General features: G+C 74.3%; 19 protein-coding genes. 15 read left to right on the top strand and 4 right to left on the bottom strand.

From position 1 onward, the window contains the following. Positions 1-26: 26 nt before the first annotated feature. Together NFU81_RS07780 and NFU81_RS07775 are read right to left on the bottom strand one after the other, a co-directional pair. The gene (locus tag NFU81_RS07780; RefSeq protein ID WP_251486872.1) at positions 27-1,193 is read right to left on the bottom strand and encodes a YbfB/YjiJ family MFS transporter; all 1,167 of its coding nucleotides are present in this window, start codon (positions 1,191-1,193) and stop codon (positions 27-29) included. A gap of 53 nt (positions 1,194-1,246) precedes the next feature. Continuing rightward, positions 1,247-1,549: a muconolactone Delta-isomerase family protein gene (locus tag NFU81_RS07775; RefSeq protein WP_251486508.1), complete on the bottom strand. Its 303-nt coding sequence runs from the start codon at positions 1,547-1,549 to the stop codon at positions 1,247-1,249. Between the two features lie 171 nt (positions 1,550-1,720). Here NFU81_RS07775 and NFU81_RS07770 point away from each other — a divergent pair, with 171 nt between their 5' ends. From NFU81_RS07770 to NFU81_RS07720, 11 genes are all read left to right on the top strand, one after another. Continuing rightward, a complete protein-coding gene (locus NFU81_RS07770; RefSeq protein WP_274038058.1) occupies positions 1,721-2,644 on the top strand; it encodes a LysR family transcriptional regulator in 924 nt (307 codons plus the stop codon). 175 nt (positions 2,645-2,819) lie between these two features. Further along, positions 2,820-3,533, top strand: coding sequence for an SDR family NAD(P)-dependent oxidoreductase (locus tag NFU81_RS07765; RefSeq protein ID WP_251486502.1), 714 nt, complete (start codon positions 2,820-2,822; stop codon positions 3,531-3,533). A 206-nt stretch (positions 3,534-3,739) separates the two neighbouring features. Then, positions 3,740-4,111 (top strand): YybH family protein, encoded by a 372-nt coding sequence (locus NFU81_RS07760; RefSeq protein ID WP_251486499.1) that lies wholly within the window; start codon positions 3,740-3,742, stop codon positions 4,109-4,111. Between the two features lie 220 nt (positions 4,112-4,331). Next, positions 4,332-4,649, top strand: coding sequence for a hypothetical protein (locus NFU81_RS07755; RefSeq protein ID WP_251486496.1), 318 nt, complete (start codon positions 4,332-4,334; stop codon positions 4,647-4,649). A gap of 53 nt (positions 4,650-4,702) precedes the next feature. Then, positions 4,703-4,987, top strand: a complete 285-nt coding sequence (locus NFU81_RS07750; protein WP_251486493.1) for a hypothetical protein — start codon at positions 4,703-4,705, stop codon at positions 4,985-4,987. A gap of 130 nt (positions 4,988-5,117) precedes the next feature. After that, entirely contained in the window at positions 5,118-5,924 is an 807-nt protein-coding gene (locus NFU81_RS07745; RefSeq protein ID WP_251486482.1) for a tetratricopeptide repeat protein, read from the top strand. 194 nt (positions 5,925-6,118) lie between these two features. Continuing rightward, positions 6,119-6,631 (top strand): toxin-antitoxin system HicB family antitoxin, encoded by a 513-nt coding sequence (locus NFU81_RS07740; protein ID WP_251486480.1) that lies wholly within the window; start codon positions 6,119-6,121, stop codon positions 6,629-6,631. An 86-nt stretch (positions 6,632-6,717) separates the two neighbouring features. Continuing rightward, on the top strand, positions 6,718-7,560 hold the full coding sequence (locus tag NFU81_RS07735; protein ID WP_251486477.1) for a DUF4097 family beta strand repeat-containing protein: 843 nt from the start codon (positions 6,718-6,720) through the stop codon (positions 7,558-7,560). A gap of 94 nt (positions 7,561-7,654) precedes the next feature. Next, entirely contained in the window at positions 7,655-8,641 is a 987-nt protein-coding gene (locus tag NFU81_RS07730) for an ATP-binding cassette domain-containing protein (RefSeq protein WP_251486474.1), read from the top strand. Continuing rightward, positions 8,638-9,423: an ABC transporter permease gene (locus NFU81_RS07725; protein WP_251486471.1), complete on the top strand. Its 786-nt coding sequence runs from the start codon at positions 8,638-8,640 to the stop codon at positions 9,421-9,423. The genes NFU81_RS07730 and NFU81_RS07725 overlap by 4 nt, the downstream gene beginning before the upstream one ends. 203 nt (positions 9,424-9,626) lie before the next feature. Then, entirely contained in the window at positions 9,627-10,508 is an 882-nt protein-coding gene (locus NFU81_RS07720; RefSeq protein ID WP_251486468.1) for an aldo/keto reductase, read from the top strand. Between the two features lie 21 nt (positions 10,509-10,529). On the opposite strand, the gene NFU81_RS07715 is transcribed toward NFU81_RS07720, so the two are convergent. Next, positions 10,530-11,162 carry a CGNR zinc finger domain-containing protein gene (locus NFU81_RS07715; RefSeq protein ID WP_251486465.1) on the bottom strand — a complete coding sequence of 211 codons (633 nt, stop codon included), beginning with the start codon at positions 11,160-11,162 and terminating at the stop codon, positions 10,530-10,532. Between the two features lie 89 nt (positions 11,163-11,251). Between NFU81_RS07715 and NFU81_RS07710 the strand changes: the two genes are divergently transcribed. Further along, complete coding sequence (locus NFU81_RS07710) at positions 11,252-12,040, top strand: MBL fold metallo-hydrolase (protein ID WP_251486462.1); 789 nt, start codon at positions 11,252-11,254, stop codon at positions 12,038-12,040. Positions 12,041-12,057: 17 nt separating this feature from the next. Here NFU81_RS07710 and NFU81_RS07705 read toward each other — a convergent pair whose 3' ends face one another. Beyond that, the gene (locus NFU81_RS07705; RefSeq protein ID WP_251486459.1) at positions 12,058-12,603 is read right to left on the bottom strand and encodes a DUF6328 family protein; all 546 of its coding nucleotides are present in this window, start codon (positions 12,601-12,603) and stop codon (positions 12,058-12,060) included. A gap of 212 nt (positions 12,604-12,815) precedes the next feature. Here NFU81_RS07705 and NFU81_RS07700 point away from each other — a divergent pair, with 212 nt between their 5' ends. From NFU81_RS07700 to NFU81_RS07690, 3 genes are all read left to right on the top strand, one after another. Continuing rightward, a complete protein-coding gene (locus tag NFU81_RS07700; protein ID WP_251486456.1) occupies positions 12,816-13,187 on the top strand; it encodes a hypothetical protein in 372 nt (123 codons plus the stop codon). A gap of 400 nt (positions 13,188-13,587) precedes the next feature. After that, positions 13,588-14,010, top strand: coding sequence for an RlpA-like double-psi beta-barrel domain-containing protein (locus NFU81_RS07695; RefSeq protein ID WP_033174096.1), 423 nt, complete (start codon positions 13,588-13,590; stop codon positions 14,008-14,010). Positions 14,011-14,050: 40 nt separating this feature from the next. After that, the gene (locus NFU81_RS07690) at positions 14,051-14,671 is read left to right on the top strand and encodes a twin-arginine translocation signal domain-containing protein (RefSeq protein ID WP_251486453.1); all 621 of its coding nucleotides are present in this window, start codon (positions 14,051-14,053) and stop codon (positions 14,669-14,671) included. The last annotated feature ends 2 nt before the right edge of the window (positions 14,672-14,673 follow it).

The raw sequence follows: 14,673 nt of genomic DNA, 5'->3' as shown, positions 1-14,673 counted from the left end.
CCCGCAGGCCACCGCGCCGCCAGGGGTCAGCTCTGCGAGCCGGCGGCCGTGTCCACCGGTGCGGGCCGCGGCCCCTGAGCGGTGCGGGCGGCCGCGCGGTGCACCACGACCGTCGCGTGCGGGAAGCCCACCCGCAGCAGGGCGGCGGCCGCCGCCGCGGCCAGCACCACGGCGGCGGCCAGGAGCAGCGCCTGGTGGTAGCCGTGGTGGAGCAGCGGGGTGACGGCGAGCGGGCCGAGGATCTGGCCGACGGAGTATCCGGCGGTCAGCAGCGCCACGGAACGCGGAAACCGCAGATGGGCACCCGTGGCGAGGGCGAGGGTGCTGACGCCGATGAAGGTCGCGCCGAACAGCACCGCGGAGACGAGGGCGGCGCCGATCCCGCCGGCGAGGGCGGGCAGGGCGATGCCCACGGCCTGTACGACCAGGGCGGTGAGCAGCAGGCCGGGCCGGGACCAGCGGCGCCCCAGCCGCGCCCACAGCGCCGCGGACGGCACCGCGGCCAGGCCGACCACGACCCAGGCGCCGCTGCCGGCCCAGCCGGGGGAGCCCTGCCCGATCGCGGCGACGAGGAAGGTGCCGGCCACGATGTAGCCGATGCCTTCGAGGGTGTAGCTGGCGAAGAGGGCGCCGAACCAGCGGTGGGTGCGCGGCCGCGGCGGCGGGGCGGGGGCGGCGCCGGCGGGTGCGGGGGCGTCCTCGGTCCGCAGGTTCCAGGAGACGGCCGCGAGCAGCGCGCACAGCGCGGCGGACGCCCACCACGCGGCCCGCCAGCCGGCGTTCGAGCGCAGGACGAGGACCAGCAGCCCGGACAGCGCGATGCCGCCGCCGACCCCGCCGAAGGCCCAGCCGGACAGGTGGGCGGGGTGCTCGCGGAGCCGGCTGAGCAGGGAGCTGGCCACGATGACGAAGACCAGGGCGCTGGCGACCCCGGCGAGCAGCCGCAGCGCGACCCACACGGTGGTGCTGTGGGTGGCGGGCATGGCCGCCAGGCTCGCGGTCAGCACGACCAGGCAGCCGCGCAGCAGGGCGCGCGAGCGCACCAGTGACGGGGCGAGGATGCCGGCGAGCGCGCCGGCGAGGTAGCCGGCGTAGTTGCCGGTCGCCAGGTTCGCGCCGGCGCCCGCGGACAGCCCCGCCTGCGCGTGCATGAGGGGGAGGATCGGGGTGTAGACGAAGCGCCCGACGCCCATGCCGGCGGCGAGCGCGGCGGCCGCCTGGGCGACATGGCCCCAGGGCGACCTGGTCACGCCTCGGCGCCGGCCTTGCCCGGGTCGTTGGGGTGGGACTCCAGCGGGGTGACGGCGGGCGTCATCCAGGGGCGCAGCGGAAGGGTGCCGAGGACCTCCCGGTGCAGCTCCTCCTCGTCGGCCGCCCGCCAGATGCCGACGCTGCGCAGCTCGCCGACCGGCCGCCACAGCCGGTACAGGTGGCCGGAGGCGGCCAGCTCCCGGGCGCGGACGGATTCGGCCGCGCGCCGCCGGTCGACCTCCTCCTGGCTGGTGCCCTCGGGGATGGTGGTGGTGATCTCCACCAGGAAGTCGCGCATGGCCTTGCTCCGTTCGGTGGGGCGCCGGCGGATGCCGGAACGCCGTGGAGGGGTGAAGCAGGCGCCGCCGGCGGGCGGCCGCCCCTTCCTGCATGATGTGCCGCCGCGGGCGCCGGTGCCATGTCCTGCTTCCTCGCTGCTGGTAGGCGCCGCCTCCCAGCCGCACGTAGCATGGCGGTCGTGGAGCTGCGCCAGCTGAGGTACTTCGTCGCGGTCGCCGAGGAACTCAATTTCGGCCGGGCCGCCGCGCGGCTCCTGATCGCGGGTCCTTCGCTGTCGCAGCAGATCAAGGCGCTCGAACGCGACCTCGGGGTGCGGCTGTTCGACCGCGACCGCCGCTCGGTGTCCCTCACCCCCGCCGGTGCCGCCCTGCTCCCGAACGTCCGCGACCTGCTGGGGCGGGCCGACGAGCTGCAGAAGCGGGCCGGCCGGCTGTCCGGCTCGGAACCGGTGCGCCTCGGCTACGTCAACTGGCTTCCCGCGGACGTGGCCGCCCGCACCTCGGGGGTGGCGCAGCTCATCCTCGACGCGTGGGTCGCCCCCTCGCACACGCAGGCCGCCCGGGTCGCCGACGGGAGCCTGGACCTCGCAGTGTGCTGGGTGCGCGAGGAGGACCTGGAGCGGCACGGCCTGCACGCCGGGCTCCTGGGCGCGGACCGGCTCCACGCCGTGAGCACCGGCGACGACACGGGCGAGGTGCGCGCCGAGGACACCGTGGTCCTCCTCGACGACGACACCATCTCCTGGTCGTCGTGGAACGCCTTCGCCGCCGAGCTGGCCCGGGCCACCGGGGCGCGGGCGCTGCGCGTCTCCGACGGGGGCATCACCGGCGCCGCGTTCTTCGACCACGTCCGCCGCAGCGGCCGCCCGGTCCTCAACTCGCCCAAGGGCCAGACCGCTCCGCTGCCGGCCGACCTGGTCATGCGGCCCGTCGTCGTGCCCGAGGTGTACTGGACCTGGTCCCTCGTCCGGCGCCGCGACGAGGTGCGGGCCGGGGTGCTGGCGGCGGCCGACGCCCTCTGCGGCGGCGTCGCCGACCTCGGCCTCGACGGCCCGGACGCCTGGCTGCCGGACGGCGACCCGCACCGGCGGTAGCCGCGGGACGCCCTGCGAGGCCGTACCTCCCAGCTGGGAGGAGACAGGTCGGAGCCCACCCCCTGTTGTCGGTTGCCTTCCTCGGGCGAGTCGCTTACGTTCAAATAGTCGACCGGTCGGCTAGTGACCGGAGGCGCAACGACCAACCACTCCACCGCACCGAGGAGAGCCACCAATGAGCACCCAGAACCAGAAGGTCGCCGTCGTCACCGGAGCGTCCCAGGGCCTCGGCGCCGGCATCGTCGACGCCTACCGCAAGCTCGGCTACGCCGTCGTCGCCACCTCGCGGACCATCGGGCCCTCCGACGACCCCGCTGTCGCGACCGTGCAGGGCGACATCGCCGACCCCGCCACCGCCGACCGCGTCATCGCCGCGGCCGTCGAGCGGTTCGGCCGGGTCGACACGCTGGTCAACAACGCGGGCGTCTTCGTCGCGAAGCCCTTCACCGATTACACCCAGGACGACTTCGCGGCCGTGACCGGGATCAACCTGGGCGGCTTCTTCCGCCTCACCCAGCTGGCGATCGAGCAGATGCTCGCCCAGGGCGGCGGCCACATCGTCAACATCACCACCAGCCTGGTCGACAACGCCGACTCCAACGTGCCGTCCGTCCTCGCCTCCCTGACCAAGGGCGGCCTGCAGTCGGCCACGAAGTCCCTCGCCATCGAGTACGCCACCCGCGGCATCCGCGCCAACGCCGTGTCGCCCGGCACCATCAAGACCCCGATGCACGCCGAGGAGACCTACGGCTTCCTCGCCGCGCTGCACCCGGTCGGCCGGATGGGCGAGACGAGCGACATCGCAGAAGCGGTGATCTACCTGGAGAACGCGCCGTTCGTCACCGGCGAGATCCTGCACGTCGACGGCGGGATGAGCGCCGGCCACTGATCCGCCGCACCGCGCGACGCGCCCGCCGCCAGGCGCGCCGGCCGGGACCCGTAACGGGATAATCCGGCCATGGACCTCGCCCGGAGGGCCGCCGTCGCCACCGGAGCGGCACGCGGCACCGGCGTCGCCGAGCCCCCACCGCGGGCTCGGCGCCGCGGCCGCCGCCCTCCACTGACCACGTTCCGTCCCACCCACAGGAGAGCCCGATGAGCAGCACGACGGACAACGCAGCGGTCCTGCGCGGCGTCCTCGACGAGTGGAAGGCAGCGGTCGACGCGCACGAGCCGGAGCGGGTCGCCGCCCGGTTCACCGAGGACGCGATCTTCCAGGGGCTGCACCCCTTCACCGTCGGACGGGAGGGCGTCGCCGCCTACTACGCCTCCCAGCCGCTGGGGATGACCGCGCAGTACCGCATCCTGGAGACCCGCCGGCTCGCCGACGACCTCGTACTCGGCTACCAGAGCGTCGAGTTCGCCTTCACCGACCGCGACCCGCTGACGGTCAACCTCAGCCTGCTGGTCAAGCGCCTGGCGGACGGCTGGTACATCACGCACTACCAGGTCTCCCTGCTCCCCTGACGCCTGAGCGGCGGCCCGGCCGCCGCTCAGCGGGGGCAGCGCCAAGCGTCGATCTCCGCCCGGAGGGTCACGGCCGGGTCGACCCGGCCCGGCGCCGGCTGCGGGACATCCTGCGGCCGGCGCTCGACTATTGTCAGGGTCCGGTCAAGAATCTAGAGTGGTGGGCGCAGCATCCGGCACTTCCGCATCGTCCGGCACACCCCTCACCCCTGGACGTGACATGACGCGACGCCGTCGTACGCTCATCGCCGGCTGCCTGCTGGCCCTGCCCGCCGCGAGCGCCCTGCTGCCCTCGGCGGCGGCCGCCGTGCCGCCCGAGCACGCCGTCGTGGTCTGCCAGAGCGCCAGCTTCTACGCCAACTACGACAGCGCGAGCGGCCCGTCCGGGCTGCTGCGCACGCTGCCCTACGGGGACAAGATCGGCCACACCCCCGGTTCGCACCCCGTCTACAACGGCTGGGCCGCCAGCTTCGACTACGGCCCCAACGACTGGGGCTATCTGCGGATCGAGTGCATCGGCGGCTACGACTCCTGGTGACGCCCCGCGTGCCGCCCGCCCCCCAACACCCCTTCGAGCAGCGGGAGTCCACTGTGCTGCGAACCGCAACGACGGGCGCAGGCGCCGCCCTCCTGGCCGCCGCCGCCCTCCTGACCGCCGCCGCCCCGGCGGGAGCCGCCAACGGCACGGTCGGCGTTCGGGAGACCGTCTGCGCCCAGGACCTCTACGTCCGCACCGAACCGGTCGGCGCCTGGATGGGCACGCTCTACCAGGGCCAGACCTTCCTGGTCGAGCAGGTGAACGGCTCGTGGGTGTACGGCTTCGCCTACGGCGACATCAACCGCCACGGGTGGGTGCAGAACGGCTGGTTCTGCTGACCCGACGGGCGGGCTGACGGCACGTCCGCGCCGGGCCGGGACGGCCCCTTCGCATCCGCGGGGCGGCGGCGCACAATGCCGCGTAAGGGCCTGGCGATACGCGGGGGTGCGTATGAGGTGGACGCGGTGGGTGGCGATCGGCGTCGCGGTGGTCAACGACAGCCGGGACGTCGGGCGGGAGCTGAAGCGGAACCCCTGGCGCGTGATGACGGCCAGGGACCGGCTGTGGTGCGAGGAGGAGCAGGACGAGGACGCCCGCAAGCTGCGGATCACGGCGGTGTGGCGGCGGCGGAACTGGAAGGCGTCCGGCGCCGTGGAGCCGTACGAGCAGCTGGTCGCCGTACGGGCGGCAGCGTGGGGGGCGGACCATCCGCTGGTCCTGGACACCCGCCTGGCCCTGGCCGCGGTGCGGGCGGAGGCCGGTGACGTGGGCGGCGCCGCGGCGGCGTACGAGGGCCTGGCGGCGGACATGGTGCGGGTGCTCGGCGCGGACCACCCGCGCCTCCCGTGGGTCCGGCGCAACCTCGCCCACTGGCGCGCGAGGACGGCGTGGGCGGCCCCGCCGCCGCCCAGGATGAGCGAGCTGGAGGGGCCGGCCCTGGGGGAGGTGCTCATCGGGGAGCCGCACGACACCGCCGTCCTGCGGAACCTGGCCCAGGTGCGGTGGAACCAGGGGGACGAGGTCGGCGCCGTGGAGGCGTACGAGCGGCTGCTCGTGAGGCGGGCGCGGGAGCGGGGCGCCGACCACGACGTCACGCTGGTCACCCGGCTCACCCTGGCCGGCATGCGGGCGGAGGGCGGTGACGTGGCCGGCGCCCTGGCGGCGTACGCGAGCCTGGCGGCCGACATGGCGCGGACGCTCGGCGAGGACCACCGCGGCACCCGGGGGGCACGGCACCGGCTGGCCCTGTGGTGCGGGGAGCCGGCGCAGACCTGATGCCGCATGGCGCCGGGATGGCACCACGCGGTGCCACCTCGGGTGCCAGGAGGCGTCGGCGCGGGCGTGGTGCCACGACGGGCACCTCTGGTGCCAGGGTGTTTGTGCAGGTCAGAGCGCTGTGGCGCCTGCTGGTGCAGGAGTGGTGTCATACGGGCTTGCGCGTGGTGCCATTGTGGTGCCATGATGGCGTCATGGACCTCACCCCGTATGTCGACACTCTCCGCCGTGAACTCGCGGTGGCCGCGGAAGCCGGCGGCGACGAAGCCCGCGAGCTGGCCGAGAGGCTCACCGCCCCCCTGGAGTCGGCGACCCGGCTGGTCATGCTCAACGTGCTGTCCGCCGCCACGGACGAGATCACCCGCGAACTCGCCCCCGGCTCGGTCGACGTCCGGCTGCGCGGGCTCGACCCGGACTTCGTGGTGATGCTGCCGCCCCTCACGGGCGGCGCCACCGCGCAGCCGGACGCGCCCGCCGAAGCGCCGAGGCCACCGGCCGACGCCGACGAGAGCGGCACCGCCCGCGTCAACCTGCGCCTGCCGGCGCACCTCAAGGCCCGCGCCGAGGAGGCCGCGGCCCGCGAGGGGCTGTCGGTCAACGCGTGGCTGGTGCGGGCCGTGTCGGCCGCGGTCGACGGCGGCGCCCGGCCGCACCAGCCGGAGAAGGCCCAGAACCTCGGGCAGAGCTTCACCGGCTGGGTGCGCTGACCGCGCCCCGCCGCCTCCACCTCACGTCACTCCCACCACGTCCCACCAGCGGGGACGGCCCACCGACTCACGAGGACGGGACCACCATGCCTTCTTTCGCCACTCCTGAACCCATCTCGGCCACCGCTCGCGTGGACGCCGGCTCCATCGGATTCGTCGCGAGCGACCGCGCCGACACCGTCGTCGAGGTCCGGCCGCGCGACCCGGAGCGCGACCAGGACGTACGGGCCGCCGACCAGACCCGGGTCAGCTTCGCGGGCGGCGTCCTGACCGTCACGACACCCAAGGCGAGCCTGTTCGGCCGCACCGGCGTCGTCGACGTGTCCGTCGAACTGCCCACGGGCTCGCGGGTCGACATGACCGGCTCCTGGGCGCAGGTGCTGGGCGAGGGCCGGCTCGGCGAGGTCAGCGTCAAGACCTCGTCCGGCGACGTCCGCCTCGACGCCACGGGACCGCTGCGGCTGACCGCGTCGCACGGCTCGATCACCGTGGACCGGGTCGAGGGCCTCGCTGAGATCACCACCAGCTCGGGCAGCCTGCGGGTCGGCGTGGTCGAGGGACCCGCCGTCCTGAAGAACTCGCACGGCACCACGACCGTCGGCGCCGCCATCGGCGACCTGCGGGTCCGCGGCGCCAACGGCGACATCGACATCCGCAGGGCCGAGGGCGCTGTCACCGCCGTCACCGCCTACGGCAACCTGCGGGTGGGCGAGGTGGCCCGCGGCAGTGTCCAGTTGGAGACGTCCTACGGCGCCATCGAGATCGGCGTCCGCGAGGGTACGGCCGCCTGGCTGGACGTCCGCTCGGGCGCCGGGCAGGTGCGCAACACGCTCGCCGAGTCCGGGACCCCGGAGAAGTCCGAGGACACCGTCGAGGTCCGCGCCCGCACCCGGTTCGGCAACATCGACATCCGCCGCGCCAGGGCCTGACGCCGGCGGGGCCGGCCCGGCGCCCGCCGGGCCGGTGCCACCGGCCCCGCCACCGCATCCCCCTCGCCACCGCACGCCCCCTCGGGAGGACCCCATGGCTTCATCTGTCATGTCCACATCCAAAACGGCGCCGCCCGCGGTCTCCGCGGTCGGGCTGCGCAAGGCCTACGGCGACAGGACCGTCCTCGACGGCATCGACCTGCGGGTCCCCGCCGGCTCCGTGTTCGCGCTGCTCGGGCCGAACGGCGCAGGCAAGACCACCGCCGTGAGGATCCTGTCCACGCTCATCGCCGCCGACGGCGGCCAGGCCCAGGTCGCGGGCCACAACATCGCCACCGCACCGGACGGGGTGCGGGCCGCGATCGGCGTCACCGGCCAGTTCTCCGCCGTCGACGGCCTGATCACCGGCGAGGAGAACATGCTCCTCATGGCCGACCTGCACCACCTGTCCAGGCGCGAGGGGCGGCGGGTCACCGCGGAGCTGCTGGAGCGCTTCGACCTCGCCGAGGCGGCGAAGAAGCCCGCCTCGACCTACTCGGGCGGCATGAAGCGCCGCCTCGACATCGCCATGACGCTGGTCGGCGACCCGCGGATCCTCTTCCTCGACGAGCCCACCACCGGCCTGGACCCGCGCTCCCGCCACACCATGTGGCAGATCGTCAGGCGGCTCGTCGCGGGCGGCGTCACCGTCTTCCTCACCACGCAGTACCTGGACGAGGCCGACGAGCTCGCCGACCGTATCGCGGTGCTGAACGACGGCAGGATCGTCGCGGAGGGCACCGCCGAGGAGCTCAAGCGGCTCGTCCCCGGCGGCCACGTGCGGCTGCGCTTCTCCGACCCCGACGCCTACCGGTCCGCCGCCACCGCCCTGCACGACGCGACCCGGGACGACGAGGCGCTCGCGCTGCGGATTCCCAGTGACGGCAGCCAGCGCGAGCTGCGCTCCGTCCTCGACAGGCTGGACTCGGCCGGCGTCGAGGCGGACGAGCTGGCGGTGCACACCCCCGACCTCGACGACGTGTTCTTCGCCCTGACCGGCGGCGCCGACGTCCCCCACCAGACCGAGGAGAACGTCCGATGAGTGCCCTGTCCCTCGCCCTGCGCGACTCGAACACCATGCTGCGGCGCAACCTGCTGCACGTCCGCCGCTACCCGTCCCTGACGCTGAACGTGCTGCTCACCCCGGTCATGCTGCTGCTGCTCTTCGTCTACGTCTTCGGCGACGTGATGAGCACCGGCATCGGCGGCACCGGCCGCTCCGACTACGTCGCCTACCTCGTCCCCGGCGTCCTGCTGCTGACCGTCGGCGGCACCACGATCGGCAGCGCGGTCTCGGTCGCCATGGACATGAACGAGGGCATCATCGCCCGCTTCCGCACGATGGCGATCCACCGCGGGTCCGTCCTGGTCGGGCACGTCGTCGGCAGCGTGCTGCAGTGCGTCGCCGGCGTCGTCCTGGTCGGCGCCGTCGGCGTGGCGATCGGCTTCCGCTCCACGGACGCCACCGCCGTGGAATGGCTGCTGGCGCTGGGCCTGCTGGCCCTGGTCTCGCTGGCGCTGACCTGGATCGCCGTCGGTATGGGCCTGTCCAGCCCGAACGCGGAGGCCGCGAGCAACAACGCCCTGCCGCTGATGATCCTCCCGCTGATCTCCAGCGCCTTCGTGCCGGTCCACGCGATGCCGGGCTGGTTCCAGCCGGTCGCCGAGTACCAGCCCTTCACCCCCGCCATCGAGACCCTGCGCGGGCTGCTGCTCGGCACCGCGATCGGCGACAGCGGGTGGATCGCGGTCGCCTGGTGCGTGGGGCTGGCCGCGCTCGGCTACGTCTGGTCCACGTCGCTCTTCCACCGCGACCCGAAGTAGCGGCCCCTGCGCCCCCGCCCCTGCGCCCCGCGCCTCTGCGCCCCCGCCCCTGCGCCCTTGCGCCAACCGCCCCTGCGGCGCGGTCATCTGAGGTTGCATGGGAGGTGCCCGCCCCGGCTGCCCGGGGCGGGGCGCCGGGGTGAGGGCGTACGCGCCCCGGCCGGCCGACCCGTCCCCCGACCGTCTCCCGAGCGAGGAACGCCATGACCGGCACGAGCCCGACCATCACGTTGAACAACGGTGTCCAGATGCCCGCCCTGGGCCTCGGCGTCTACCAGAGCACCCCCCAGGAGACCGCCGGCGCGGTCGAGGCCGCGCTGCGCGAGGGCTACCGCCTGATCGACACCGCCGCCGTCTACGGCAACGAGAAGGAGGTCGGCGAGGGCCTGACCCGCTCGGGCCTCGACCGCGGCGAGGTCTTCGTCACCACCAAGCTGTGGCTGGACGACTACGGCTACGACGCCGCGCTGCGCGGCTTCGACACCAGCCTGGCCGATCTGGGCCTCGACCACGTCGACCTCTACCTGCTGCACTGGCCGGCCCCCGCCTCCTTCGACGAGACGGTGGCCTCCTACCGGGCGGCGGAGCGGCTGCTCGCCGACGGCCGGGCGCGCGCGATCGGGGTGTGCAACCACACCGCGGAGCACCTGCGCCGGCTGGTCGACCGCACCGGCGTCGTCCCCGCGGTCAACCAGGTCGAACTGCACCCGTACTTCACCCAGCGCGAGGTGCGCGAGGCCGGCGCGGGCCTCGGCGTCGTCACCCAGTCCTGGTCGCCGCTCGGCGGGGTGAACCTCTACTGGGAGGGCGGCCGCAGCGCGGCGAAGAACCCGCTGGACCACCCCACCGTCCACACGATCGCCGCCCGGCACGGCAGGACGCCGGCCCAGGTCGTCCTGCGCTGGCACCTGGACAGCGGCCTGGCCACCATCCCGAAGTCCGTCCGCCCGCACCGCATCGCGGAGAACTTCGACGTCTTCGGCTTCGCCCTGAGCGCCGACGAGGTCGCGGCGATCGACGCGATCGACACCGGGGTGCGCGGCGGCCCCGACCCCGACGCGGTGGACCTGCGCACCTGGGCCTGAGGCCCGCGCCGGCCGGTGCCGTCAGCGGGTGGCGGTGCCGGTTCTGCGGGCGTAGGAGCGGGCGGCGCGGGCGCGGTCGCCGCAGCGGGTGGAGCACCAGTGGCGGCGTCCGTGCCGCAGCAGGAAGCGGGTGCAGGGGCTGGAGCCGCAGGCGGTGAGGCGGTCGGCGTCGGGGGAGGTCAGCAGGTCGGCGGTGTCCGCGGCCAGGGCGGCCAGCGCGTGCTCGACGATCTGGGTGACCGGGTGGGACGCCTCGCGGTGCAGCCCGCGCTCGGGGTCCCAGCGCAGCAGGCGGGCGGCGGGCGCGCGGGTGAGCGCGTCGTTGACGGCGGCCAGCGCTCCGGCGGGCGCGGGGCGGCCCTCGACGCGGGCGGCGATCAGGGCGCGGACCTGGTCGCGCAGGGCGCGCAACCGGGACGCGCACACCTCCTGAAGGCCGGCGCCCGCCGGTGCGAGGCCGTGGCCGGCGAGCCACTCCCCGGCGGCCGCCGGGGTCGCGAGGAGGTCGAGCGACTGGCCGCCGGGCAGCGTGAGCGCGCTGTTGGCGAAGTCCAGGGCCGGGTACTGCTCCGCGCCGGACGCGGGCGGCGGGGCCGCTGACTCGTGCGCTCGGGGTACGGGGGCCGGCGGTGCGGAGGGCGCGCTGTCCTTCATGAATCTCATGGTACGGCTTGCCTTTATCCATGAGAAGTCTCTACCGTTGCTCACGGAAACACTGGCTGTCATCCGTGAGGAAGGTCTCCATGTCCGCTGCCGCCCACCCCGCAGCCTCGCAGTTCCCCGTCCGCGTCCTCGGCGGCCCGACCACCGTGTTCGAATACGGCGGCGTGCGGTTCCTGACCGACCCGACCTTCGACGGCCCCGGCGACTACCGGCGTCCCGGCCGGCCCGTGCTGACCAAGACCGCGCCGTCCACCGCCGACCCCGCGGACCTCGGCCCGATCGACGTGGTGCTGCTCTCGCACGACGAGCACGCCGACAACCTCGACATCTCCGGGCGCGCGCTGCTCGCCGGCGTACCGCTGACGCTCACCACGCCCGACGGCAGCCGGCGGCTGGGGGAGGGGGCCAGGGGGCTGGCCGACTGGGAGTCCGTCGAGCTGGACCGGCCCGGCGGCGGCACGGTGACCGTGACCGGCGTGCCCGCGGTCCACGGGCCGGGGGCACGCGCGGACGTCGAGCCGGTCACCGGGCAGGTCGTCGGCTTCGTCCTGACCGGTGAGGGCCTGCCCACCGTCTACGTCAGCGGCGACAACGCCTCGCTGGACGCGGTCAGGGAGATCGCCGCGCGCTTCGCGCCGGTCGACACCGCCGTCCTCTTCGCCGGCGCCCCGCGCTTCCCCGTGCTCTTCGACGGAGCCCCGATCGTCCTGGACAGCGCGCAGGCGGCGGAGGCCGCCGCGATCCTGGGCGCCCGCCGGGTGGTCGCCGCGCACTGCGACAGCTGGGCGCACTTCACCGAGAGCCGGGAGGACCTGACGGCTGCCTTCGCCGCCGCGGGTCTGGCCGACCGCCTCCAGCCGGCCGGCTGAGCCCGGCTGAGCCCGGGTCAGCCGTCGGGCGCCTGGGCGCGTTCGGCCCGGGCGCTGTGGTGCCTGGCCCACAGCGGGAGCACCAGCCAGCACAGCATGAACCAGCACACCATCGCGCCGGCCAGCCAGGCCGCGACGGCGTCGTGGAGGGCCAGCCGCAGCACGAGCAGCAGCGAGCAGGCCATCGTGCACAGCAGCAGGAAGAGCCCGAGGACCGTCATCCGGGACGCCCACACCACGGTCTCCGGCTTGAGCCGGTGGCCGGTGAGCAGCCGGTGCATCGCCGCCGGGCCGACGAGGGCGCCGGTGGTCGCCGCACCGACGACCACGGTGGCGACGTAGAGGTGCCGGTCGGTCGTGGACAGCTGGGTGAAGCGCTGCTGGAAGACCACGGTCAGCAGGAAGCCGAAGAGGATCTGCACCCCGGTCTGCGCGACCCGCAGCTCCTGGAGCAGGTCGCCCCAGCGGCGGTCCGCCCGCTCCTCGGCGGTCTCGTGCCGCCCGGGGTCGCCGTCCTCGGCTGCCCCGGGCCCGACCGTCCCGCCCGGCGTCCGTCCCGCCATGGCGTCCACCCCTTCCGCGACGTGGTGTCCTCACCGGGCCGCAACGCCCACCACCTCCGGGTACCCGGCTTCGCCGCGCAGCCACGGGAAAGCCGGCGATTCCCTCCGGATGGTGCCCCGCACCCGCACCCCGGACGGCCGACGGGGGTGCGGGGGGAGACCTGAGTACGGCGACTCATGCGGCGCGGGCGGCACGGGAGTTGAGTGGAGGCATGACGTATCCGCTGTCGGAGCGCGCCCCGCAGGCGCCGGTGTCCAGGGCCTGGGTGTCGCCGTTCGCGTCGTCCCTGGTCACCCTGCCACTGGCGTTGTGCGCCTTCGTCTACTGCTCGTTCTCGTCCATGGCCTGCGACAGCTGCGAGAGCGCGGCCTCCGACCGCTTCGAGGCCTCCTTCGCGGTCGGCTACGACGTCCTGCGGATCGTCCTGGGGCTGTCGCTCGCCGTGCTGCTCGCGAGCTGGACGCTGCCCTGGCGGGAGCGGTACGCCGGCACCCGGTGGGTGCTCGCGGTCCTCGCCCCCTGCCTGGTGGTCATCGGCTTCGTCCTCTTCGAGAGGCTGGTCGACTGGCCCCCGTCCGGGTGAGGCCCGCGGCGGACCGGGAGTGCGGGACCTCTTCCGAACGCGCGTAGACAGGCGCATCATGGGCCTGTTCCACCCTGCACTGCCGACGCATCAGACGCATACGGCACAGCAGGAGGCCCGCCCGAGGCTGCCCCCGCAAGCGCGCACCGCCAGGCAAGGCACAGTGCCACCCCCTCGCAGCACCGCACGGCACGGCACGTCACCGCACCGGCCCGGCCGGCGCCCGCAAAGACGCGGACCCCCAGCTCGAACGCTTGTCATGGGCGCGTGATCCCCCTCGGCACCTCCCGCCGGCACCGCCGCGGCCCCCCATTCCGCGGCGCGACCGTCCCCGTGTGCGCAGATCGTCTTGTCATGCGCAGGTCAGACATGACCTGCGCTCGAAGCGAAGGGATTCGACATGGCCTGCGGATCGACCTCCCTGTGGGCGGGTGAAGCCACCTGGTTCTGCTGCGGCAACGCCTGGGGCTCCTGCGGCAGCGCCGGCACCGGCGCGTGCGGAACCTGCCAGTCCGGCAAGAACATGGCCGCCTGGCCCAACCTCTCGGCCGCCTGCTGGGACATCACCCGGCCCGACCTGTGCGGCGAGAACATGCCGCGCCGCACCTGCGGCGCCGTCATGAACGTCCGCCACCAGTGCTCGGGCGCCACCGTGTGCGTGACGCTCGCCGACTGCGGGCCGCGCACCAAGAGCTTCTGCGGCGAGGCCACCTGCTGCAACGGCGCCTGCCGCACCAACCGCGTCATCGACCTCACCCCCTCGGCCTTCACCGCGATCGGCAGCCTCAGCTCCGGCAAGCTGCCCGTCTACATCTACGAGTGACCTCCGAACCCGCGCACCACCGTCACGAAGGAAGGACGACATGAGCCACAGCCAGGAATCCGGCGGGCGTCGCCTGGACCGGAGGCGCTTTCTGACCACGGCCGCCGTCGGCGGCGCCACCATCGTGGGCGCGTCCGCGCTCGGCGGGCTCGACGCCGAGGCCGCGTTCGCCGAACCGATGCCCTCGCTCGACGCGGCGATCCCCGCCGCCTTCGCCGAGGGGCGGATCGTCGCGACGAACCGCAACGTCCTGGACGTCGCCGGCTCCCACGGGGAGCGGCACCTGATCCAGCTGACCAACGCCACCAGCATCTGGAAGCTGCGCACCACCACCGCAGAGGCCATCGAGGTCGGCGACGGCCTCTACGCGCGCGGCGCCGCCATGCCCGACGGGACGATCGCGGCCGACGCGGTGTGGGTCAACATCGTGAACGTCTACGTCACCATCCGCGGCATCGCCAGGGACCGCCTCCACCTCACGCACGGCAACGAGGAGCTGGTCGGCCACATCGTGCCCGACACCACCACCGCCTCCTACCTCGGCGGGGCGCTGACCGCCGACCTGTCGCGCACCAGGATCGGGCAGGAGGCGCAGGTGCTCGGTGCCTGGCGGCCCGCGGACGGCGCCATCGACATCGCCCGCGTCTCGCTCGGGCACTGAGG

This window comes from Actinacidiphila cocklensis (assembly GCF_907177275.1).
GTDB lineage: Bacteria > Actinomycetota > Actinomycetes > Streptomycetales > Streptomycetaceae > Actinacidiphila > Actinacidiphila cocklensis.
This window is presented reverse-complemented; position numbering and strand designations above follow the sequence as displayed.

Excerpts from the sequence above, each read along its gene's own strand:
- NFU81_RS07780 (WP_251486872.1), bottom strand. The coding sequence starts at position 1,193 with ATGGGCGTCGGGCGCTTCGTCTACACCCCGATCCTCCCCCTCATGCAC.
- NFU81_RS07775 (WP_251486508.1), bottom strand. The coding sequence starts at position 1,549 with ATGCGCGACTTCCTGGTGGAGATCACCACCACCATCCCCGAGGGCACC.
- NFU81_RS07770 (WP_274038058.1), top strand. The coding sequence starts at position 1,721 with ATGGCGGTCGTGGAGCTGCGCCAGCTGAGGTACTTCGTCGCGGTCGCC.
- NFU81_RS07765 (WP_251486502.1), top strand. The coding sequence starts at position 2,820 with ATGAGCACCCAGAACCAGAAGGTCGCCGTCGTCACCGGAGCGTCCCAG.
- NFU81_RS07760 (WP_251486499.1), top strand. The coding sequence starts at position 3,740 with ATGAGCAGCACGACGGACAACGCAGCGGTCCTGCGCGGCGTCCTCGAC.
- NFU81_RS07755 (WP_251486496.1), top strand. The coding sequence starts at position 4,332 with ATGACGCGACGCCGTCGTACGCTCATCGCCGGCTGCCTGCTGGCCCTG.
- NFU81_RS07740 (WP_251486480.1), top strand. The coding sequence starts at position 6,119 with ATGGACCTCACCCCGTATGTCGACACTCTCCGCCGTGAACTCGCGGTG.
- NFU81_RS07735 (WP_251486477.1), top strand. The coding sequence starts at position 6,718 with ATGCCTTCTTTCGCCACTCCTGAACCCATCTCGGCCACCGCTCGCGTG.
- NFU81_RS07730 (WP_251486474.1), top strand. The coding sequence starts at position 7,655 with ATGGCTTCATCTGTCATGTCCACATCCAAAACGGCGCCGCCCGCGGTC.
- NFU81_RS07725 (WP_251486471.1), top strand. The coding sequence starts at position 8,638 with ATGAGTGCCCTGTCCCTCGCCCTGCGCGACTCGAACACCATGCTGCGG.
- NFU81_RS07720 (WP_251486468.1), top strand. The coding sequence starts at position 9,627 with ATGACCGGCACGAGCCCGACCATCACGTTGAACAACGGTGTCCAGATG.
- NFU81_RS07715 (WP_251486465.1), bottom strand. The coding sequence starts at position 11,162 with ATGAAGGACAGCGCGCCCTCCGCACCGCCGGCCCCCGTACCCCGAGCG.
- NFU81_RS07710 (WP_251486462.1), top strand. The coding sequence starts at position 11,252 with ATGTCCGCTGCCGCCCACCCCGCAGCCTCGCAGTTCCCCGTCCGCGTC.
- NFU81_RS07705 (WP_251486459.1), bottom strand. The coding sequence starts at position 12,603 with ATGGCGGGACGGACGCCGGGCGGGACGGTCGGGCCCGGGGCAGCCGAG.
- NFU81_RS07700 (WP_251486456.1), top strand. The coding sequence starts at position 12,816 with ATGACGTATCCGCTGTCGGAGCGCGCCCCGCAGGCGCCGGTGTCCAGG.
- NFU81_RS07695 (WP_033174096.1), top strand. The coding sequence starts at position 13,588 with ATGGCCTGCGGATCGACCTCCCTGTGGGCGGGTGAAGCCACCTGGTTC.
- NFU81_RS07690 (WP_251486453.1), top strand. The coding sequence starts at position 14,051 with ATGAGCCACAGCCAGGAATCCGGCGGGCGTCGCCTGGACCGGAGGCGC.